At 64.8% G+C, this 20,949-nt stretch carries 24 protein-coding genes and 1 pseudogene; 21 read left to right on the top strand and 4 right to left on the bottom strand.

All coding sequences use genetic code 11. The annotated features are described in order from the left end of the window. Positions 1-255 precede the first annotated feature (255 nt). The 4 genes from coxB to N0B71_RS08860 all read left to right on the top strand — a co-directional run bounded on the left by coxB (position 256) and on the right by N0B71_RS08860 (position 4,560). On the top strand, positions 256-1,380 hold the full coding sequence (gene coxB / locus N0B71_RS08875) for a cytochrome c oxidase subunit II (RefSeq protein ID WP_259758392.1): 1,125 nt from the start codon (positions 256-258) through the stop codon (positions 1,378-1,380). A 10-nt stretch (positions 1,381-1,390) separates the two neighbouring features. Further along, positions 1,391-2,986 carry a cytochrome c oxidase subunit I gene (gene ctaD, locus N0B71_RS08870; RefSeq protein WP_017517728.1) on the top strand — a complete coding sequence of 532 codons (1,596 nt, stop codon included), beginning with the start codon at positions 1,391-1,393 and terminating at the stop codon, positions 2,984-2,986. Positions 2,987-3,092: 106 nt separating this feature from the next. After that, entirely contained in the window at positions 3,093-3,650 is a 558-nt protein-coding gene (locus N0B71_RS08865; RefSeq protein ID WP_017517727.1) for a cytochrome c oxidase assembly protein, read from the top strand. A gap of 22 nt (positions 3,651-3,672) precedes the next feature. Then, on the top strand, positions 3,673-4,560 hold the full coding sequence (locus N0B71_RS08860; protein ID WP_259758391.1) for a cytochrome c oxidase subunit 3: 888 nt from the start codon (positions 3,673-3,675) through the stop codon (positions 4,558-4,560). Between the two features lie 106 nt (positions 4,561-4,666). On the opposite strand, the gene N0B71_RS08855 is transcribed toward N0B71_RS08860, so the two are convergent. Then, positions 4,667-4,876: a twin transmembrane helix small protein gene (locus tag N0B71_RS08855; RefSeq protein WP_259758390.1), complete on the bottom strand. Its 210-nt coding sequence runs from the start codon at positions 4,874-4,876 to the stop codon at positions 4,667-4,669. Between the two features lie 44 nt (positions 4,877-4,920). On the opposite strand from N0B71_RS08855, the gene N0B71_RS08850 reads away from it, so the two are divergent. The 15 genes from N0B71_RS08850 to N0B71_RS08780 all read left to right on the top strand — a co-directional run bounded on the left by N0B71_RS08850 (position 4,921) and on the right by N0B71_RS08780 (position 18,480). Beyond that, positions 4,921-5,685: an SURF1 family protein gene (locus tag N0B71_RS08850; protein WP_259758389.1), complete on the top strand. Its 765-nt coding sequence runs from the start codon at positions 4,921-4,923 to the stop codon at positions 5,683-5,685. Then, positions 5,663-6,226: a hypothetical protein gene (locus tag N0B71_RS08845; RefSeq protein ID WP_259758388.1), complete on the top strand. Its 564-nt coding sequence runs from the start codon at positions 5,663-5,665 to the stop codon at positions 6,224-6,226. The genes N0B71_RS08850 and N0B71_RS08845 overlap by 23 nt, the downstream gene beginning before the upstream one ends. Positions 6,227-6,272: 46 nt before the next feature. Beyond that, positions 6,273-7,346 carry a COX15/CtaA family protein gene (locus N0B71_RS08840; RefSeq protein ID WP_259758387.1) on the top strand — a complete coding sequence of 358 codons (1,074 nt, stop codon included), beginning with the start codon at positions 6,273-6,275 and terminating at the stop codon, positions 7,344-7,346. Between the two features lie 73 nt (positions 7,347-7,419). Beyond that, positions 7,420-8,322 carry a heme o synthase gene (gene cyoE / locus N0B71_RS08835; protein ID WP_259758386.1) on the top strand — a complete coding sequence of 301 codons (903 nt, stop codon included), beginning with the start codon at positions 7,420-7,422 and terminating at the stop codon, positions 8,320-8,322. Positions 8,323-8,423: 101 nt separating this feature from the next. Continuing rightward, positions 8,424-9,059: an SCO family protein gene (locus N0B71_RS08830; RefSeq protein WP_259758385.1), complete on the top strand. Its 636-nt coding sequence runs from the start codon at positions 8,424-8,426 to the stop codon at positions 9,057-9,059. A gap of 611 nt (positions 9,060-9,670) precedes the next feature. Next, on the top strand, positions 9,671-10,789 hold the full coding sequence (locus N0B71_RS08825) for a Re/Si-specific NAD(P)(+) transhydrogenase subunit alpha (protein ID WP_259758384.1): 1,119 nt from the start codon (positions 9,671-9,673) through the stop codon (positions 10,787-10,789). A gap of 61 nt (positions 10,790-10,850) precedes the next feature. Then, positions 10,851-11,165 (top strand): NAD(P) transhydrogenase subunit alpha, encoded by a 315-nt coding sequence (locus N0B71_RS08820; protein WP_015474896.1) that lies wholly within the window; start codon positions 10,851-10,853, stop codon positions 11,163-11,165. A 1-nt stretch (position 11,166) separates the two neighbouring features. Then, positions 11,167-12,603, top strand: a complete 1,437-nt coding sequence (locus N0B71_RS08815) for an NAD(P)(+) transhydrogenase (Re/Si-specific) subunit beta (protein ID WP_259758383.1) — start codon at positions 11,167-11,169, stop codon at positions 12,601-12,603. Between the two features lie 188 nt (positions 12,604-12,791). Further along, positions 12,792-14,288: an acetyl-CoA hydrolase/transferase family protein gene (locus N0B71_RS08810; protein WP_259758382.1), complete on the top strand. Its 1,497-nt coding sequence runs from the start codon at positions 12,792-12,794 to the stop codon at positions 14,286-14,288. 357 nt (positions 14,289-14,645) lie between these two features. After that, positions 14,646-14,852, top strand: a complete 207-nt coding sequence (locus N0B71_RS08805) for a DUF1127 domain-containing protein (RefSeq protein ID WP_015474893.1) — start codon at positions 14,646-14,648, stop codon at positions 14,850-14,852. A 280-nt stretch (positions 14,853-15,132) separates the two neighbouring features. Further along, positions 15,133-15,333: a DUF1127 domain-containing protein gene (locus tag N0B71_RS08800; protein WP_259758381.1), complete on the top strand. Its 201-nt coding sequence runs from the start codon at positions 15,133-15,135 to the stop codon at positions 15,331-15,333. A gap of 92 nt (positions 15,334-15,425) precedes the next feature. Continuing rightward, complete coding sequence (locus N0B71_RS08795) at positions 15,426-15,746, top strand: DUF2388 domain-containing protein (protein ID WP_081518914.1); 321 nt, start codon at positions 15,426-15,428, stop codon at positions 15,744-15,746. Between the two features lie 111 nt (positions 15,747-15,857). Beyond that, positions 15,858-16,151, top strand: a complete 294-nt coding sequence (locus N0B71_RS08790; RefSeq protein ID WP_259758380.1) for a DUF2388 domain-containing protein — start codon at positions 15,858-15,860, stop codon at positions 16,149-16,151. 38 nt (positions 16,152-16,189) lie between these two features. Further along, positions 16,190-16,525 carry a DUF2388 domain-containing protein gene (locus N0B71_RS08785; RefSeq protein WP_259758379.1) on the top strand — a complete coding sequence of 112 codons (336 nt, stop codon included), beginning with the start codon at positions 16,190-16,192 and terminating at the stop codon, positions 16,523-16,525. Further along, entirely contained in the window at positions 16,522-18,480 is a 1,959-nt protein-coding gene (locus tag N0B71_RS08780; protein WP_259758377.1) for a DUF4105 domain-containing protein, read from the top strand. Before N0B71_RS08785 ends, N0B71_RS08780 begins: the two co-directional genes overlap by 4 nt. Positions 18,481-18,601: 121 nt before the next feature. Here the strand turns inward: N0B71_RS08780 and N0B71_RS08775 are convergent, their stop codons facing one another. After that, positions 18,602-19,003, bottom strand: a complete 402-nt coding sequence (locus N0B71_RS08775) for a GFA family protein (protein ID WP_259758376.1) — start codon at positions 19,001-19,003, stop codon at positions 18,602-18,604. Positions 19,004-19,028: 25 nt separating this feature from the next. Next, positions 19,029-19,761 (bottom strand): annotated as a pseudogene (locus tag N0B71_RS08770) (phytanoyl-CoA dioxygenase family protein). Positions 19,762-19,861: 100 nt separating this feature from the next. Here N0B71_RS08770 and N0B71_RS08765 point away from each other — a divergent pair. Both N0B71_RS08765 and N0B71_RS08760 read left to right on the top strand, forming a co-directional pair. Further along, positions 19,862-20,089 (top strand): CopG family ribbon-helix-helix protein, encoded by a 228-nt coding sequence (locus N0B71_RS08765; RefSeq protein WP_259758375.1) that lies wholly within the window; start codon positions 19,862-19,864, stop codon positions 20,087-20,089. After that, on the top strand, positions 20,086-20,367 hold the full coding sequence (locus N0B71_RS08760; protein ID WP_259758374.1) for a type II toxin-antitoxin system RelE/ParE family toxin: 282 nt from the start codon (positions 20,086-20,088) through the stop codon (positions 20,365-20,367). The genes N0B71_RS08765 and N0B71_RS08760 overlap by 4 nt, the downstream gene beginning before the upstream one ends. A gap of 234 nt (positions 20,368-20,601) precedes the next feature. Here N0B71_RS08760 and N0B71_RS08755 read toward each other — a convergent pair whose 3' ends face one another. After that, entirely contained in the window at positions 20,602-20,889 is a 288-nt protein-coding gene (locus tag N0B71_RS08755; protein WP_259758373.1) for a DUF2218 domain-containing protein, read from the bottom strand. Positions 20,890-20,949: the final 60 nt, after the last annotated feature.

Below are 20,949 nucleotides of genomic sequence, written 5' to 3'. Positions count from 1 at the left end.
CGCACTTCGGTCTTTCAAACAGGGTTTTTACTCTGCGTTGTTATGTCGCAACCCCTGGCTATACTCCGCTTCGACACACCGAAAACCTGATGGACCCGGCCTGCCCTGCGTGCTGCCGAGGTACGACGTCAAAGTAAGTTGTCTTGGCGGTCACTCCCTTGGCCGTTGGCTTGTTCAGGCTCGAACCCTCTGCAATGGGGTTTGCAGCCAGGGCGCTATGCCGGCGGGATAAAAACAACGATAAGGGGAACCCGAATGCTGCGACATCCACGAGTCTGGATGGGCTTCCTTTTGCTCTTGGCTTTCAGTCAGGCAAACGCCGCCTGGACGGTCAACATGGCCCCCGGTGCGACGGAAGTCAGCCGTAACGTTTTCGATCTGCACATGACGATCTTCTGGATCTGCGTGGTCATCGGCATCGTCGTCTTCGGCGCGATGTTCTGGTCGATGATCGTCCACCGCCGGTCCACCGGGCAGCAGCCCGCGCATTTCCACGAGAGCACCACGGTGGAAATCCTCTGGACCGTCATTCCCTTCCTGATCCTGGTGGTGATGGCCGTCCCGGCCACCAAGACGCTGATCCACATGTACGACACCTCGGAGCCCGAGCTGGACGTGCAGGTCACCGGCTACCAGTGGAAGTGGCAGTACAAGTACCTGGGCCAGGACGTGGAGTTCTTCTCCAACCTCGCCACGCCGCAGGACCAGATCCACAACAAGGCCGACAAGGACGAGCACTACCTGCTGGAGGTGGACAACCCGCTGGTGCTGCCGGCCGGGGTCAAGGTGCGCTTCCTGGTCACCTCCAGCGACGTGATCCACTCCTGGTGGGTGCCGGCCTTCGCGGTCAAGCGCGACGCCATCCCCGGCTTCGTCAACGAGGCCTGGACGAAGGTCGACCAGCCCGGCATCTACCGCGGCCAGTGCGCCGAACTGTGCGGCAAGGACCACGGCTTCATGCCCATCGTGGTGGATGTGAAGTCCAAGCCGGACTTCGACAAGTGGCTGGCCGAGCGCAAGGAAGAGGCCGCCAAGCTCAAGGAGCTGACCAGCAAGGAATGGACGAAGGAAGAGCTGGTCGCCCGCGGCGACAAGGTCTACCACACCATCTGCGCCGCCTGTCACCAGCCTGAAGGCCAGGGCATGCCGCCGATGTTCCCGGCGCTCAAGGGCTCGAAGATCGTCACCGGGCCCAAGGAGCACCACCTGGAGACCGTGTTCAACGGCGTCCCGGGCACGGCCATGGCGGCCTTCGGCAAGCAGCTCTCGGAGGTCGACATCGCCGCGGTGATCACCTACGAGCGCAACGCCTGGGGCAACAACGACGGCGACATGGTGACCCCGCAAGAGGTGGTCGCCTACAAGCAGAAACAACAATAAGGAGGCCGCGATGAGTACCGTGATCGATCACCCCGACCATTCTCACGCCGGCGACCACCACCACGGCCCCGCCAAGGGCCTGATGCGCTGGGTTCTGACCACCAACCACAAGGACATCGGCACGCTGTACCTGTGGTTCAGTTTCTGCGCCTTCCTGCTCGGCGGTTCCTTCGCCATGGTGATCCGCGCCGAGCTGTTCCAGCCGGGCCTGCAGATCGTCGAGCCGGCGTTCTTCAACCAGATGACCACCATGCACGGCCTGGTGATGGTCTTCGGCGCGGTGATGCCGGCCTTCGTCGGCCTGGCCAACTGGATGGTGCCGCTGATGATCGGCGCGCCGGACATGGCCCTGCCGCGCATGAACAACTTCAGCTTCTGGCTGCTGCCGGCGGCCTTCGGCCTGCTGGTGAGCACCCTGTTCATGCCTGGCGGCGGCCCGAACTTCGGCTGGACCTTCTACGCGCCGCTCTCCACCACCTTCGCGCCGCACAGCGTGACCTTCTTCATCTTCGCCATCCACCTGATGGGCATGAGTTCGATCATGGGCGCGATCAACGTGATCGCCACCATCCTCAACCTGCGCGCCCCGGGCATGACGCTGATGAAGATGCCGCTGTTCGTCTGGACCTGGCTGATCACCGCCTTCCTGCTGATCGCGGTGATGCCGGTGCTGGCGGGGTGCGTGACGATGATGCTGATGGACATCCACTTCGGCACCAGCTTCTTCAGCGCGGCCGGCGGCGGCGACCCGGTGCTGTTCCAGCACGTGTTCTGGTTCTTCGGCCACCCCGAGGTGTACATCATGATCCTGCCGGCGTTCGGTGCCGTCAGCTCGATCATCCCGGCCTTCAGCCGCAAACCGCTGTTCGGCTACACCTCGATGGTCTACGCCACCGCCTCGATCGCCTTCCTGTCCTTCGTGGTATGGGCGCACCACATGTTCGTGGTGGGCATCCCGCTGGTGGGCGAGCTGTTCTTCATGTACGCGACGATGCTGATCGCCGTGCCCACCGGGGTGAAGGTGTTCAACTGGGCGTCGACCATGTGGCAGGGCTCGCTGACCTTCGAGACGCCGATGCTGTTCGCCGTGGCCTTCGTCATCCTGTTCACCATCGGCGGCTTCTCCGGCCTGATGCTGGCCATCGCCCCGGCGGACTTCCAGTACCAGGACACCTACTTCGTGGTGGCGCACTTCCACTACGTGCTGGTGCCCGGCGCGATCTTCGGCATCTTCGCCTCGGCCTACTACTGGCTGCCGAAGTGGACCGGCCACATGTACGACGAGACCCTGGGCAAGCTGCATTTCTGGATGAGCTTCATCGGCATGAACCTGGCGTTCTTCCCGATGCACTTCGTCGGTCTGGCCGGCATGCCGCGGCGGATTCCGGACTACAACCTGCAGTTCGCCGACTTCAACATGGTCTCGTCCATCGGCGCCTTCATGTTCGGCACCACGCAGCTCTTGTTCCTGTTCATCGTCATCAAGTGCATCAAAGGCGGCAAGCCGGCACCGGCCAAACCGTGGGACGGCGCGGAAGGCCTGGAATGGACCATTCCCTCGCCGGCGCCCTACCACACCTTCACCACGCCTCCGGAAGTGAAGTAAGCACGAACGTGTAGGAGCGAGCTTGCTCGCGAACGGGTCTCCCAGGAGCCCAAGGCATCAAGCGATTCGCGAGCAAGCTCGCTCCTACAGGTTGAGGAACCGACCCATGAGCGACGGCAACATCGAAACGCGCAAGCTGGTGACCCGGCTGGTCATTGCCGTGGTCGCCATGTTCGCCTTCGGCTTCGCCCTGGTGCCGCTGTATGACGTGATGTGCAAGGCACTGGGCATCAACGGCAAGACCTCCGGCAGCGCCTACCAGGGCGACGGCCAGGTGGTCGATCAGTCGCGCGAGGTGAAGATCCAGTTCGTCGCCAACAACAACATCGACATGGTCTGGGAGTTCCACCCCGAGGCCGAGCAACTGGTGGTGCATCCGGGCGCGGTGAACCAGATGCTGTTCGTCGCCCGCAACCCCACCGACAAGCCGATGACCGCCCAGGCGATCCCGAGCATCGCGCCATCGGTGGCGGCCACCTACTTCCACAAGACCGAATGCTTCTGCTTTACCCAGCAGGTGCTGCAGCCGGGCGAGCGCATCGAAATGCCGGTGCGCTTCATCGTCGACCGCGACCTGCCCAAGGATGTGCGTCACCTGACGCTGGCTTACACGCTGTTCGACATCACTGCCCGCAAGCCACCCGTGGCCAGTAACGAGCGCTGAAGGGCAAAGGAGAACAAGAGAGATGGCAACCCACGATCCCTATTACGTCCCCGCGCAGAGCAAGTGGCCGATCATCGCCACCATCGGCATGCTGGTGACGATGTTCGGCGTCGGCACCTGGATGAACGACATGAGCGCCGGCAAGGACCATTCCCACGGCCCCTGGATCTTCTTCGCCGGCGGGCTGATCCTGGCGTACATGCTGTTCGGCTGGTTCGGCAACGTCATCAAGGAAAGCCGCGGCGGGCTCTACAGCCCGCAGATGGACCGCTCCTTCCGCTGGGGCATGAGCTGGTTCATCTTCTCCGAAGTGATGTTCTTCGCCGCCTTCTTCGGCGCGCTGTTCTACGTGCGCCACTTCGTCAACCCGTGGCTGGGCGGCGAGGGCCACCACGGCATCTCGCACATGCTCTGGCCGCAGTTCGAAACCGGCTGGCCGCAGCTGAACAACCCGGACAACAAGCTGTTCCCGCCGCCCAAGGAAGTGATCGATCCGTGGAAGCTGCCGCTGATCAACACCCTGCTGCTGGTCACCTCCAGCTTCACCGTGACCTTCGCCCACCACGCGCTGAAGAAGAACCACCGCGGCCCGCTGAAGCTGTGGCTGGCGGCGACCGTGGCGCTGGGCGCGTGCTTCCTGGTGCTGCAGGCCTACGAGTACCACGAGGCCTATAGCGAGCTGGGCCTGACCCTGGGCTCGGGGATCTACGGCGCGACCTTCTTCATGCTCACCGGCTTCCACGGCGCCCACGTGACCATCGGCGCGATCATGCTGAGCATCATGCTGATCCGCATCATCCGCGGGCATTTCGACGCCGACAAACACTTCGGTTTCGAGGCGGCCAGCTGGTACTGGCACTTCGTCGACGTGGTGTGGATCGGGCTGTTCATCTTCGTTTACGTGCTTTGAGGGCGCTCACCCTGTAGGAGCGAGCTTGCTCGCGAACCGCCTGAAGCCATTGCGTCAGGGATAAAGATTCGCGAGCAAGCTCGCTCCTACGAAGAGCAATGCGGAACTAGAAATGCCAGGGGGCCGAGCTGCCGAGTTGGCCGCTGAAGAAGCCCCAGGCGATGAGAGCGAGTGTCAGGGCGGCAAGGGTGACCCGCACGGTCAGTGCGTTGACCACCCGCGAACCATGGCCCTCGTCCTTGACCAGGAAGAACAGGCCACTGAACAGGCTGACGACGGTCGCCAGCAACAACAGAACGATCGCAGCTTTGAGCACTACCGGCCTCCTGTCCGCAGGGGACTGGGGTTGAGGGGGATGTCTTGCAGTATAGCCAGCACGCATCTGATCACAGTCCGGGCCGCGCCACCCGCGCCTTCCGGCCCGGCATCGCGCCGACCCTGGTGGTCCTCGCCCTGCTGCCGGTGCTGATCGGCCTGGGCTTCTGGCAACTATCCCGCGCCGCGGAAAAGCGCACCCTGCTCGCCGCCGCCGAAGCGCAGCGCCAGCAGGACCCGATCAGCATCGCCGAGCTCGAACGCCAGCCGCCACGCAGCTACGTGCGCGTGCGCCTGCAAGGCCAGCTCGACGCCGAACACACCGCCCTGCTCGACAACCGCACCCGCAACGGCCAGGCCGGCGTCGAGGTGCTGCAACCCTTCTTCGACCGCGTCGGCCACCAGTGGCTGCTGGTCAATCGCGGCTGGGTGCCCTGGCCCGATCGCCGCGTGCCGCCGAAGATCGAGACACCCACTCACGACCTGCTGCTGGACGCCTGGACCTACGTTCCGTCCGCCCCCGGTCAGAGCCCCCCTCTGGCCAGCTGGCCGCGGCTGATCACCGAGGTGGATGCGCCGTTCCTGTGGGACCAGCTCGGCCGCGAAGGCAGCCCGCTGGAAATCCGCCTGGAGCCGGGCGACGCCGCCTTCGACACCGACTGGGCGATCGTCGCCATGCCGCCGGAGCGCCACGTCGGCTACGCCGTGCAGTGGTTCGCCCTGGCCATCGCGCTGTCCGCCCTCTACCTCTACCTCGGCATCCGTCGCGCACGGGAGACCCTCGACCATGACCGCCATGACCCTGCCTGACTCCACCGCCCGCCGCCGCGGCCGCGTGCAACTGCTGCTGATCCTCGGCATGGTGCTGGGGCCGATGCTGCTCGCCACCGCCATGTACAAACTGCAGTTCTGGGTGCCGGAAGGCCGCAGCTACCACGGCGACCTGATTGCCACCGGGCAGACGCCGGCGGACCTCGGCGTGCAGGACGACAAGGCCAGCGACCGGTGGCAACTGCTGGTGACCGCGCCGGACGCCTGCGCCAGTGACTGCCAGCAACTGGTCTACCTGGCGCGCCAGATCAACATCGGCCTGGGCCGCGAGGCCAGCCGCGCCGAACACGTGCTCGCCTTCGCCAAGCCGCTGCCGGCCGACTTCACCGGTCTGCTCGACAAGGACTACCCGCGCCTGCAGCGCCTGGGCCTGGCGCCCAACCAGCACACCGGCGCGCAGCCGCAGCTGTGGATCGTCGACCCCCACGGCAACCTGGTGCTGCGCTACGACGCCAAGGCCGACGGCAAGTCGATCCTCAAGGACCTGCAGTTGCTGCTCAAGCTGTCGAACATCGGTTGACGCCTTTCTCGCCAGCCCACGACAACAACAAGATCGGGAGCGACGGATGATCCAGGCAAGACGCAAACCCGCCTTCTACCTCGCCGTGCTCGCCACGGCGCTGGCCTTCGTGGTGATCCTGCTGGGCGCCTACACGCGCCTGACCCACGCCGGCCTCGGCTGCCCGGACTGGCCCGGCTGCTACGGCTTCGCCCACGTACCGCTGAACGAGGCGCAGCTGGCCCATGCCGAGATGCATTTCCCCGACTCGCCGGTGGAGGCGCAGAAGGGCTGGAACGAGATGATCCATCGCTACTTCGCCGGCAGCCTCGGCCTGCTGATCCTCGGGCTTGCGGTGCACGCGCTGCGGCGGCGCGGCCGCGACGGCCAACCGCTGCGTCTGCCGCTGCTGCTGCTCGCGGTGGTGATCGCCCAGGCGGCGTTCGGCATGTGGACGGTCACCCTCAAGCTCTGGCCGCAGGTCGTCACTGCGCACCTGCTCGGCGGCTTCACCACGCTGTCGCTGCTGTTCCTGCTCAGCCTGCGCCTGTCCGGCGCCTTCGCCCCGCTGCAACTGCCGTCGAAGCTGCGCGCCCTGGCAGCACTGGCGCTGCTGATGGTGATCGGGCAGATCGCCCTCGGCGGCTGGGTCAGCAGCAACTACGCGGCGGTCGCCTGCATCGACCTGCCGATGTGCCATGGACAGTGGTGGCCGGACATGGACTTCGCCAACGGCTTCCACCTCACCCAGCACATCGGCCCCAACTACCTGGGCGGCCAGCTCGACAGCGACGCCCGCACGGCCATCCACATGACTCACCGCATGGGCGCGCTGGGCGTGACCGCGGTGATCCTGCTGCTGGCCTGGAACCTCCAGCGCCATGGCCTGATCGGCATTACCGCACTGATGCTGCTGGGGCTGTCCTTCCAGGTCGGCCTGGGCATCAGCAACGTGCTGCTGCACCTGCCGCTCCCGGTGGCGGTGGCGCACAACGGCGGCGGCGCCTTCCTGCTGCTGATGCTGGTGTTGGTGAACTACCGGGTGCGCGCACCCGCGGCAAAACACGTCGAACTGCCCGCCAGCAGCCCGATGGCCCTGGACGCCCTGGAGCGCCCGGTGGCTTACCCCTCGCAGGGATGAATCTGCACGCTTGAGCTCGATGGCCGGCGCCGCGGCGCGCCGGTCCCACTAGAAGACGTCAGGAGAAATGCCCATGGCCAGCGTCATCAGCACTTCCAGCCACGCCAGCTGGCGCGACCTGCTCGAACTGACCAAACCCAAGGTCGTGCTGCTCATGCTGATCACCTCGCTGATCGGCATGCTGCTCGCGACCAAGGCCGGCGTGCCCTGGCAGGTGCTGGTCTTCGGCAACCTCGGCATCGGCCTGTGCGCCGGGGGCGCGGCGGCGGTGAACCACGTGGTGGACCGGCGCATCGACTCGATCATGGCGCGCACCCACAAACGTCCGCTGGCCGAGGGACGGGTCTCGCCTCCCGTCGCGCTGGGCTTCGCCATGCTGCTGTCGGTGGCCGGGATGGCAGTGCTGCTGGTGTTCACCAATGAGCTCACGGCCTGGCTGACCCTGGCTTCGCTGCTGGGTTACGCGGCGCTCTACACCGGCTTCCTCAAGCGCGCCACGCCGCAGAACATCGTCATCGGCGGACTCGCTGGCGCTGCCCCGCCGCTGCTGGGCTGGGTCGCCGTGACCGGACAGGTCTCCGCCGAACCGCTGCTGCTGGTGCTGATCATCTTCGCCTGGACCCCTCCGCACTTCTGGGCGCTGTGCCTACACCGCAAGGACGAGTACGCCAAGGCCGACATTCCGATGCTGCCGGTGACCCACGGCGAGCACTACACCAGGCTGCACATCCTGCTCTACACCCTGGTGCTGTTCGCCGTGACCCTGATGCCCTTCGCCATCCACATGGCCGGGCTGGTCTACCTGCTCGCCGCGCTGGCGCTTGGTGCGCGCTTCCTCGACTGGGCCTGGGCGCTCTACTGCGGCAGCCGACCCCATGCGGCGATCAGGACCTTCAAGTACTCTATCGCCTACCTGTTCCTGCTGTTCATCGCGCTGCTGGTGGACCACTACCTGCCGCTGCACCTGAACTACTGAGGGTCCGCGAGCACGCTCGCTCCTACCAGGCGCCCTGTAGGAGCGAGCGTGCTCGCGAACATCTCTGCTTCATTCCAGACGTCCCGACCCACGAGAACCCCATGTCCCGAGTCAACAAGACCGTCTTCATCCTCGTCGCCATCGTCGCCCTGATCCTCGGCCTAACCGTGCAGAAGGTGCTCAACCAGCGTCACCAGCTCGACCCGACCGTGCTGCTCGACGCCGGCATCGTCATCCTGCCGCAGACCCGCAGCGTCCCCGACCTCACCTTCACCGACCAGGACGGCCAGCCGTTCCAGACCGCCAGCCTGAAGGACAAATGGTCCCTGCTGTTCTTCGGCTACACCTTCTGCCCGGATGTCTGCCCCACCACCCTGGCCCAACTGCGCGAACTGCAGACCAAGCTGCCGCCGGACGTGGCGAAGAACCTGCAGGTGGTGTTCGTCAGCGTCGACCCGCACCGCGATACCGCGCCGCGCATCAAGGAATACCTCGGCTTCTTCAATGCCGGCTTCAAGGGCATCACCGGCTCGGAAGAGAACGTGCAGAAGCTCGCCAACGCCATGAGCATCCCCTACATCCCGGCGGATACCAGCAAGCCCAACTACACCGTCGACCACAGCGGCAATCTCGTCATCATCGGCCCGGACAACACCCAGCACGGCTTCATCCGCGCCCCGCTGCACAACGACAAGCTGGCCGCTCAACTCCCCGGCGTGATCGGCGCCAACCCCTGATCCGCGACACCGTGTCTCACCCCTGACGGCCACCCGACAACGGTGGCCGTTGTTTTTTCTGCGCCATTGCCGCGCTTCCTTGCAAGGGCGAGCCCTCTGCCCCACCGCCACCCTCGCCCCTGGCCCCGCGTCGCATGCGGCCTTGAAGCGTTTTGCGGATTTTCCTGACCCTGTAGTCAATGTAAAAAATCTGCTACGCAATGACAGGCATCAGGAATGACTCATACTCCATATTAGAAACATTAATTAACACCTATGCCTGAGCCTGTTGCAGGATTACTGGGCCTTTCGGCGGGCATGGGGAGCCTCTGATGGGTGGTCATTCACGGCGAGGATGACATTTCCTTCCGGTCACAATAGGCAATTAGGCTAAACGCCAGGGCTCACGCGGCCTGGGTGGCGACCGGAAAACTGCGGGTCTGAACGTGACTTGTAGTTATCGCTTCGTACCACTCCAGAACTTCTTGCTGCCCTCCAGGTTCGATTGCACAATGCCGCGGCTGCCGGGTCACACCCGGTCACACAATAACAATTAGACCGTTGCCAGTTCGATAACCCGGGTCGCCAACGCAGTAGCCCGGACAATCCAGGATCACGCAGGAGATTTGCGAGTGCAGATCGGTGTACCCCTCGAGACCCAAGCCGGTGAGACGCGGGTCGCAGCAACGCCGGAGACGGTCAAGAAACTGATCGGGCAAGGCCACCAGGTCGTCATCCAGAGCGGAGCAGGCGTCAGCGCCAGCCAGCCGGACGCCGCCTATGAGGCCGTTGGCGCCAGGATCGGCACTGCCGCCGATGCGTTCGGTGCAGAGCTCGTGCTGAAGGTTGTCGCGCCCAGCGAAAGCGAGCTGGCGCAGATGAAGCCGGGTACCGTGCTGATCGGCATGCTCAATCCCTTCAACAACGAGAACATCGCCCGCATGGCCGAACGCGGCGTCACCGCCTTCGCCCTCGAGGCCGCGCCGCGTACTTCCCGCGCGCAGAGCCTGGACGTGCTCTCCTCCCAGGCCAACATCGCCGGCTACAAGGCCGTGATGCTCGCTGCCAATCACTACCCGCGCTTCATGCCCATGCTGATGACCGCCGCCGGCACCGTTAAGGCCGCTCGCGTGCTGATCCTCGGTGCCGGCGTCGCCGGCCTGCAGGCCATCGCCACGGCCAAGCGCCTGGGCGCGGTGATCGAGGCGTCGGACGTGCGCCCGGCGGTGAAGGAGCAGATCGAATCCCTGGGCGCCAAGTTCGTCGACGTGCCCTACGAGACCGACGAAGAGCGCGAGTGCGCCGAAGGCGTGGGCGGTTACGCCCGCCCAATGCCGGCCTCGTGGATGGAGCGCCAGGCCAAGGCCGTGCACGAGCGCGCCAAGCAGTCTGACATCGTCATCACCACCGCGCTGATTCCGGGCCGCAAGGCGCCGACCCTGCTGCATGAAGCGACGGTCGCCGAAATGAAGCCGGGTTCGGTGGTCATCGACCTCGCGGCATCGCAAGGCGGCAACTGCCCGCTGACCGAGGCCGACCAGGTCGTGGTCAAGCACGGCGTGACCATCGTCGGCCTGAGCAACCTGGCCGCGCTGGTGCCGGCGGACGCCTCCGCACTCTACGCACGCAACCTGCTCGACTTCCTAAAGCTCACCCTGACCGCCGAAGGCTTCACGGTGAACCTGGAAGACGACATCGTCGCCGCGTGCCTGATGTGCCGCGACGGCCAGATCGTGCGCAAGAACGGCTGAGCCCTTCTTATATAAGAACGCGCCGGACCCCGCGTCCGGCCCTGAAGACCGGTGAGAAACTATGGAAGACATGCTGATCTCCCACGGCATCTACAACCTGATCATCTTCGTGCTGGCGATCTACGTCGGCTACCACGTGGTCTGGAACGTCACCCCTGCCCTGCACACCCCGCTGATGGCGGTGACCAACGCCATCTCGGCGATCGTGATCGTCGGCGCCATGCTGGCCGCCGCCCTGACCGTCACCCCGCTGGGCAAGGCCATGGGCACCCTGGCCGTGGCCCTGGCCGCCGTGAATGTGTTCGGTGGCTTCCTGGTCACCCGCCGCATGCTGGAAATGTTCAAGAAGAAAGCGCCGAAGGCGGAGAAGCACTGACATGAGCATGAACCTCGTCACCCTCCTCTACCTCATCGCCTCGGTCTGCTTCATCCAGGCACTCAAGGGCCTGTCGCACCCGACCACGTCGCGCCGCGGCAACCTGTTCGGCATGATCGGCATGGCGATCGCCGTGCTGACCACCGTCGGCCTGGTGTTCAAGATCAGCAGCGAAATCGCCACCACCGGCATCGTCTACGTGATCGTCGGCCTGCTGATCGGCGGCACCGCCGGTTCGATCATGGCCAAACGCGTCGAGATGACCAAGATGCCGGAACTGGTCGCCTTCATGCACAGCATGATCGGCCTGGCCGCCGTGTTCATCGCCATCGCCGCCGTGGTCGAGCCGCAGTCGCTGGGCATCGTGCAGAACCTGGGCGACACCATCCCCACCGGTAACCGCCTGGAACTGTTCCTCGGCGCAGCCATCGGCGCCATCACCTTCTCCGGTTCGGTGATCGCCTTCGGCAAGCTGTCGGGCAAGTACAAGTTCCGCCTGTTCCAGGGCGCCCCGGTGCAGTTCACCGGCCAGCACATGCTCAACCTGGTGCTGGGCCTGACCACCCTGGGCCTGGGCCTGCTGTTCATGTTCACCGGCAACCTGACTGCCTTCGTGGTGATGCTGGCCCTGGCGTTCATCCTCGGCGTGCTGATCATCATCCCGATCGGCGGCGCGGACATGCCGGTGGTGGTGTCGATGCTGAACTCCTACTCCGGCTGGGCCGCGGCAGGTATCGGCTTCTCGCTGAACAACTCGATGCTGATCATCGCCGGCTCCCTGGTCGGCTCCTCGGGCGCAATCCTCTCCTACATCATGTGCAAGGCGATGAACCGCTCGTTCTTCAACGTCATCCTCGGTGGCTTCGGCGCCGAAGCCGACGCTGGCGGCCCGGCGGGCGCCAAGGAAGCCCGCCCGGTGAAATCCGGCTCGGCCGACGACGCCTCCTTCCTGCTGACCAACGCCGACAGCGTCATCATCGTCCCCGGCTACGGCCTGGCGGTGGCCCGTGCCCAGCACGCGCTGATGGAGCTGGCGGAGAAGCTGACCCACCGCGGCGTCAACGTGAAGTTCGCCATCCACCCGGTTGCCGGCCGTATGCCGGGCCACATGAACGTCCTGCTGGCCGAGGCCGAAGTGCCTTACGAGCAGGTGTTCGAGATGGAAGACATCAACTCCGAGTTCGGCCAGACCGACGTGGTACTGGTCCTGGGCGCCAACGACGTGGTGAACCCGGCCGCGAAGAACGATCCGAAGTCGCCGATCGCCGGCATGCCGATCCTCGAGGCCTACAAGGCCAAGACCGTGATCGTCAACAAGCGCTCGATGGCCAGCGGCTACGCCGGCCTGGACAACGAACTGTTCTACCTGGACAAGACCATGATGGTCTTCGGCGACGCCAAGAAAGTCATCGAAGACATGGTCAAGGCAGTCGAGTAAAAACGACCACTGGTCCACAAGACACCGGCCTCGTGCCGGTGTCTTGCTTTTGCGCAATGGAAAACCCGCTGGACATTGGTAGTAAAGAGGCCCCCGCCGGACGATTTTTCGACCTTGGTATAAGAGCCAAAAATCGCCGAGTCCCTAGACTGGCGGCCTCGCACTTCCTACTGCCCCGAGGTTTTCCCATGTTCCGTGATCGCGTGCGTATGTCCTCCCTGCTGGACAAGGTGATGACTGCCGACCAGGCCGCGGCCCTTATCAAGGACGGCATGACCGTCGGCATGAGCGGCTTCACCCGCGCCGGCGAAGCCAAGGCCGTACCCAAGGCCCTCGCCGAGCGCGCCAAGCAGGAGCCGCTGCGCATCAGCCTGATGACCGGCGCGAGCCTGGGCAACGACCTCGACAAGCAGCTCACCGAAGCCGGCGTGCTGGCCCGACGTATGCCCTTCCAGGTCGACAGCACCCTGCGCAAGGCGATCAACGCCGGCGAGGTGATGTTCATCGACCAGCACCTCTCCGAAACCGTCGAGCAGCTGCGCAACCACCAGCTCAAGCTGCCGGACATCGCCGTCATCGAAGCCGTCGCGATCACCGAGCAAGGCCACATCGTACCGACCACCTCGGTGGGCAACTCCGCCAGCTTCGCGATCTTCGCCAAGCAGGTCATCGTCGAGATCAACGTCGCGCACAACCCCAACCTGGAAGGCCTGCACGACATCTACATCCCGACGTACCGCCCGACCCGCACGCCGATCCCGCTGACCAAGGTCGACGACCGCATCGGCAGCACTGCCATCTCGATCCCGCCGGAGAAGATCGTCGCCATCGTCGTCAACGACCAGGCGGACTCTCCGTCCACCGTGCTACCGCCGGACGACGAGACCCAGGGCATCGCCAACCACCTGATCGACTTCTTCAAGCGTGAAGTGGAAGCCGGCCGCATGAGCAACAGCCTCGGCCCGCTGCAGGCCGGCATCGGCAGCATCGCCAACGCCGTGATGTGCGGCCTGATCGAGTCCCCCTTCGAGAACCTGACCATGTACTCCGAAGTACTCCAGGACTCGACCTTCGACCTGATCGACGCCGGCAAGCTGCGCTTCGCCTCGGGCAGCTCCATCACCCTGTCGACCCGCCGCAACGCCGACGTGTTCGGCAACCTGGAGCGCTACAAGGACAAACTCGTCCTGCGTCCGCAGGAGATCTCCAACCACCCCGAAGTCGTCCGTCGACTGGGCATCATCGGCATCAACACCGCGCTGGAGTTCGACATCTACGGCAACGTGAACTCCACCCACGTGGGCGGCACGAAGATGATGAACGGCATCGGTGGCTCGGGCGACTTCGCCCGCAACGCACACCTGGCCATCTTCGTCACCAAGTCCATCGCCAAGGGCGGCAACATTTCCAGCGTGGTGCCGATGGTCAGCCACGTCGACCACACCGAGCACGACGTGGACATCCTCGTCACTGAAGTCGGCCTGGCCGACCTGCGTGGCCTGGCGCCGCGCGAGCGCGCCCGGGTGATCATCGACAACTGCGTGCACCCGTCCTACCGCGACGCCCTGAATTGCTACTTCGATGCCGCCTGCGAGCGCGGCGGCCATACTCCGCACATCCTGCGCGAAGCCCTGGAGTGGCATATCAACCTGGAAGAACGCGGCCACATGCTGGCAGCGAGCTGATTCCAGCTGCCTTGCGGGCCATTCAGCAATGAATGGCCCGCAAGGGTTTACAGCCGGAAAAAAACCACGTAAAAACACTCCTGAACAGATTTTTATCCCGCCTCAACTGTTCAGCTCCCCAGCGGCCAGCGTGGCCGGCACCCTCCGAAAAACCTCAGATCCTCATGCATTGCGCACCAGAATGGAGCGCAACGATACAGTTCGCCCCGAAAAAGACCATTACAGTTCAAAATTACAATCGGGTGAGTAGCCACAATACAGATCAACTGTACCTGTCATCCCTGACCAAAAAGTCAGATCATATGCTCAATCCATTCAGCAACTGACTACTCGCCACAAGCGAGAAGGATGACCACCATGGAACGTACCCTCGGTTCCGCAGCTCTGAGCACCACCCGTAGCACCTCCAGCGCCCACCGTGGCCTCGTCGGCACCGTTCGCCTGTGGCAGCGCCGCATGGAAAGCCGCCGTCAGCTGGCCCGCCTGGACTCCCGCCTGCTGGCCGACGCCGGCATCAGCGAAGCCCAGCGTTACGCCGAACTGAACAAGCCGTTCTGGCGCTGATTCAACAGTACAACTGAGCCAATCTCTCCGGGCTCGCCTAAACTGTACTGGTAGTTTGCCTGAGGCCGCTCATCTGGAGCGGCCTGTGGCATTCTGAACGACCATATTCCTGCACCTCCCCGCCTCGCTGGTTACAGAACAGCCGCGCGCCACCACGCCGGTACAGTTCTGCATTTTCCCTCGCTGTACCCCTTCAATATCCCTCTGCTGCCTCTGATACAGCATGTCGTGCAGTGCGAGTCTGTACTGACCGTCCACTACGGTCGCCAGGAGGCCCGCCATGGAACGCGCACTGTCACCCGACCTGCCTACACCCCACTCTGCCACCCTGCTGCGCCGATTACACGCAGTAGTAGGCGAATGGCTGCGAAACGCCCGCACCCGCCGCCAGCTCGCCGAGCTCACCAGCCTGCAACTGGCAGACCTGGGCATCAGCCCCAGCGAGCGCATGCGAGAAATCTCGAAACCATTCTGGCGCTGAAAGCTGGTGACGCCGGTCAGTCTTGGCTAGTCTTGAGCACAGTTAGAGTGGCCGCCCCGGCCACCTTGTCTGGCCTTATCCGGAGCCGCTCCATGAAGAACAGTCTTCGCCTGATCGCTGCCGCCGCACTGATCGGCTGCGCCACTGGCGCCTACGCCACCAGCTTCGTCTACACCACCGACCTGTCGGTGCGCGCCACCGGCGCCACCTCCGATGGCACCTCGGACCTGAGCAACTCCTTCAAGGACGACAAGATCGTGCTCGAAGCCCGTGACGACGCTGCCACCTTCGTCGCCAGCCAGGGTCAGATCCGCGGTGCGCATCTGGAAGCCGCGCTGGCGCACATCCGCAGCAAACTGCCGACCCTGGCCGCCAACGATCAGCAACTGGCCCAGGCCATCCTGACCATCTGATTCCGCGTTGCATCCCTACCGCGCCGGGCGCTCCGCCCGGCGCTCTGCGCTGGCTCTCCTCCGCGCATTCCGTTAGCCTTGTCGGCTGTGCTTTTCCGATCGTCCGAGCCCATGCGTACCCTGTTGTTGCTGCTGCCGCTACTGACCTGTTCCCTGCCCGTCCGGGCGTTCGACCAGACCACCCAGTTCCCGGTTGCGACCAGCTACGCCACCAGCCAGGTCACCAGCGCGCCCTTCGACAACAAGCTGCTGCGCGGCGCCCGCGATGACGCGGCGCAGTTCGTGGCCACCGACGGCGCTCTGCGCGGTGCCCGCCTCGAAGCCGCGCTACGCTGGCTGCGCCAGGAATATCCGGCGATGGCGGCGAACGATCGGGAACTGGCCGAAGCCATTCTTGCCAAATAAAGTCGTGAGCAGCCCCCGCTGCCCTTTCGGAGACATCCATGCGCCTCAGCTCGCTTTCCAAGAGCCCCCTGATCCTCGGCCTGCTGCTCGCCGCCTGCGCGTCCACCGCCCAGGCCCACTCGGTGGTCCGCGTGTTCAACATCACCACCAACGCCTTCGCCCGCAGCATCGACTTCACCTCGGACACCACCACCTCCGTGCGTGACATGAAGGTCGTCCGCGAAGCCCGTGACGATGCCGCCAGCTACGTCGGCAGCGACGGCGCCATCCGCGGCGCCCAGCTGGAAGCCGCGTTTAAGGTGCTGCGCGAGCAGGTGCCGCAGGCGCGCGAAGCCTCCGACCAGGACCTGGCCGAAGCCATTCTCGCTCTGTGAGACACCGCGCTGGCCGCTGGCTGGCGGCCCTGGCACTGCTCGTCGCCGCCAGCAGCCACGCCTCGCTCCGCCTGGAGCTAGACGCCGACGGCCTGGACGCCGCCCAGCGCCAGGCCAGCCAGCAACTGCTGGACGAAGCCTTGCACACCCTGCCGGACAGCTTCGTGCAGCGCCTGGACCGCAGCGTCCAGGTGCAATGGCGCGACGACCTGCCCAGCAACGGCATGGGCCGCACCCTGCGACCCGGCGCCATCGCCCTGAATACCCGCTATCTTGGCCCGCTCACCGACGGCAGCGCAGCCACCGAGCAGACCGGCCGCACCCACGGCACCTTGCGCCGCGAACTGCTGGCCACCCTGCTGCATGAGCTGACCCACCTCTACGACCGCGCGCGCCTCTGGGAAGCCGACGAGGGCCGGGTGATCCGCCGCTGCACGATGCGCGACAAGAGCCTCGGCCGCGTCGGCGCCCCGGATGAATGCCGCGGGCAGACCGGCCGGCGCTTCACGCTCTCCGACGACCCGCGCCTGCTCGACCTGGCCGGCTGGCCGCAATATGCCGGCAAGCACGGCGAGCGCGAGCAGCACAACCGCTTCCTGCTGCGCAGCCCGGACCGCTACGAGCTGACCAATCCGCGCGAGTATGTTGCGGTGAATATGGAGTACTTCCTGCTCGACCGCAGCTTTGCCTGTCGCCGTCCGGCGCTGTACCGCTATTACGCGGCGCGCTTCGGCGAGCGCCCGCATGACGAATGCTCGCCCCGCTATGCCTACCTCAATGCCGGCCGCGACTTCGGCCGGCAGCCGCTGGGCTATCTCGACCCGGAGCGCGTCTACGAGGTCGACTACCTGATCGCCGAAGCCAACACCGAGATCGCCAGCCGCTGGGGCCACACCATGCTGCGCCTGGTGGTCTGCGCGCCCGGACGCCCGCGCGGCCCGGCCTGCCGCCTGGACCTGGACCAGCACCTGGTGCTCTCCTACCGCGCCTTCGTCGGCGACCTGCAACTGTCCAGCTGGGACGGCCTGACCGGCGCCTACCCGTCGCGGCTGTTCGTGCTGCCGTTGTCCCAAGTGATCGAGGAGTACACCAAGGTCGAACTGCGCAGCCTGGCGTCGATCCCGCTCAAGCTCAGTCGCGAGGAAGTCGCCAGCCTGGTGGAGCGCTCGGCGCAGAGCCACTGGAGCTACGACGGCAACTACTACTTCCTGTCCAACAATTGCGCGGTGGAAACGCTCAAGCTGCTGCGCAGCGGCATCGGTCGGCAGAGCCTGCAGACCATGGACAGCATCACTCCCTACGGCGTGCTGGGCCTGCTGGAGAACAAGGGCATCGCCGACGCCAGCGTGCTGGACAACCCCAAGGAAGCCCTGCGCCTGGGCTATCGCTTCGACTCCTTCCGCGACCGCTACCAGGCCATGTTCGACGTGCTCAAGCAGCGCATGCACGTCCCGCAGGACAAGGTCGAGGACTGGCTGGCACTCCCCGCCGTCGAGCGCCGCCCGTGGTTCGACAAGGCCGACCTGCGCTCCAGCGCCGCCCTGCTGCTGCTCGAGCAGGCCTCGCTGCGCCGCCAGCTGCTGCTGGCCCAGGACGAACTCAAGCGCCTGTACCTGAGCAATCCGGACGCCATGCAGAGCAAGCCGGACCTCGCGGCGGCCGGCAAGACGCTGCAACAGATCCTCGACGACAGCGGCTTCCTCAGCCGCCCGGCAGAGCTGCTCGACGGCGGCTACGGCCTGCCCCAGGCGCCGGAAACCGCCACTCTGGAGAAGCAGACCCAGCAGCGCCAGCAGCGGCTGCGCCAGCTCAGCGACAACCTCGACCGCGAGGTGCGCGCCCTGCTCACCGCCGAGCGCCGCGACGAGCTGGCCGCGCTGGAGGCCAACACCAAACAGATTGGCGCGCATTTGCGCGAGTTGCACAAGGCGTCAGGCGGGCTGGAGCTGCCCTGACAGCCTCCGGAAAGGCTGTTCGCGAGCAAGCTCGCTCCTACAGGGGGCTACGGTGCCGCTCTTCGTAGGACCGAGGGGGACGCCTAGTCCTTGCTCGCGAACCAGGGAGCGACCGCGACGGCTAGAGCTTTTCCTCCCACTCCTCGTCCAGTTGCTCGTCCAGATGAATCCACGGCAACCGGCTTTTCACCCAGATGTGTCGGTCCGGCACCACCGTGGCAACCTCGTCCAGTGTCGCCGTGGTCAGGTCCAGCGTATCCGGCGCGTGGTCGGTGAACAGCGCCAGTTGCGCCCCGCAATTGCCGCAGAAATAGCGCAGGCAGGAAGGCGAAGACCGGTACTGCGCCGGCGTTCCGTGGGTCCAGTGAAAACTCGCCAGGGGCACCGTGACCCAGGTGGTGACGATGCCGCCGGTGGTGCGCCGGCAGATCGAACAGTGGCAATGGGCGACGTCCGTCAGTGGCGCATCGCACGCGTAGCGCAGTTGGCCGCAATGGCAGCCTCCGGTATGCACATCACTCATCGACATTCCTCCGTGGCGAGATCGCTCAATCGTATTCCGCTGCTTCATGGTCGCCCAGCAGGCGTCTCTGGCGCGGGTGCCCAGCGCAGATAGGGCGAAAACTTCTGCGCGACCATGCGCCGGCCGTAATGCGTCTGCAGCAGGTAGCGCGTGCGCTGGCTGGTGTTGCGGCTGCCCGCATGCCACAGCTCGCTGCGCAGCAGCAGTACGTCGCCAGCCTGGCACAGCACCGGCTCCGCCCCCTGGCCCCGCCATTGATCCTCGTCCGCGCGCGGCGCTCTGCCCGCTCGGTGGCTGCCGGGAATCACCAGCGTCGGGCACAGCGACTCGTCGATGTCGCTCAGGTACAGCTGTGCCGTGCAGACGAACGCCGGCAGCTCGAAGGACGGATCGTCCAGGCACGCCGGCGGCAGCGCCATGGGCAGGTAATCCAGGTGCATCTCCGCCCCGATGAAGCCGGGATGGCAGCGCCACGCGGTCTGGCCGATCACATGGCAATCCGCGCCCAGCAGCGCTTCCACCGGCTCGATCACACCGGTCGGATCGAGGTAGGGCAACCACAGCGGGTCGCGGTTGAACACGCACTTGTAATGATCCACCAGCCCTTCGTAGTCCCAGTGCTGCGGCTGCAGTGCATCGATGGCCGCACGCAGTTCCGCCACCTGTTGTGCCGCGACGATGCCCCGCAGCAAGGCATGGCCATCACGCTGCAAGCCCCGGACTGTCTGCTCCGTAGCCGTTTCACAGGTTCCGCCCATCGGTGCCTCCGCATTCGTTCATTGACGCTAAGTCACTGATACGTATACTTTTGTCTTCGATGTAAACACTGTATACAGCGTAAACGAGACTGCTCAAAAAGTGACCACCGTTGTTTCATTTCGCGCCGATGACGCCCTCGTGGCAGCGCTGGACCAGTTGGCCCGCGCCACCCACCGGGACCGGCCGTATCACCTGCGCCAAGCCCTGGCGCAGTACCTGGAGCGCCAGAGCTGGCACGTGGCGGCCATCGATGAAGGGGTGGCGGACGCCGATGCCGGCCATCTGCTGGAGCACGCCGTCATCGAAGCCAAGTGGGGCCTGGCATGAGCCTACAGTGGACGCACAAGGCAGCCGCCGACCTGGATGCCATCTACGACCATTACGTCGTGTTGATCGGCCCGGAGAAGGCGCTGCGCGCCATCCAGGACATCGTCGAGCAGGTTCGCCCGCTGGCGAACCTGGAGCAGAGCAGCAGCGGCATGCCCAGCGAGGTGCCCGGCGTGCGGGAATTGCCGGTGGAGCGCTGGCCGTACCAGGCGGCTTTTCGGGTGAAAGGGCGTTCTGTACAGATTTTGCGCATTGATCGTGTGGATAACTCGGGGTAAAAGTGGCCACACGGTTACAAGATGTTTCAAAGTATTGACTTTCGCCATTGGTCAAAATTCGATCAAAACAACGAAACTTATTGGCCTGGTCGATTCACTACTTACTTCCATATATCTGACTACACCGTGACCGGAAAACTTAATCTGGTCATCCACGTTCCGATGAGGTCTGCCTTTTTCCAGGCAACAAAAAACCCGGCCGTGGCCGGGTTTTTCGTTTTTTCGTCCGACGAATCAGGCGGCTTGCCAGTTCACCGGCAGTTGGCCTTCTTTCCAGGCAAAACGGTCGAGGTGGCTGACCACCACGTTCTGCAGGCGCTCAAGGCCTGGGAGATCAGCGGACTCGGCGTCCATCAGCAGCGCTTCTGCGGTGGCGTGCAGGCGGCAGGTGCCGAATTCGAAGGTCAGTACGCCGCGGTCTTCGGTCAGTTCGACCGGAAGCTTGTGGGCGAAGTGATTGCACAGGCGCTTGAGGTAGCGCGCGGCATCGGGAGTGGGGACGTTGGCACGGCTCGAAGGCATCGTTTCTCTTCTCCATTTTGGGAGATGACATCCTAGGCGCCGCCCATCAAGGGAAAAACC

Origin of the sequence: Pseudomonas sp. GCEP-101 (assembly GCF_025133575.1) — a bacterium.
In the GTDB taxonomy this organism is placed as follows: Bacteria; Pseudomonadota; Gammaproteobacteria; order Pseudomonadales; family Pseudomonadaceae; genus Pseudomonas; species Pseudomonas nitroreducens_B.
Note: the sequence above shows the minus strand (reverse complement) of the source record. Positions and strands in the feature narration are given on the sequence as shown.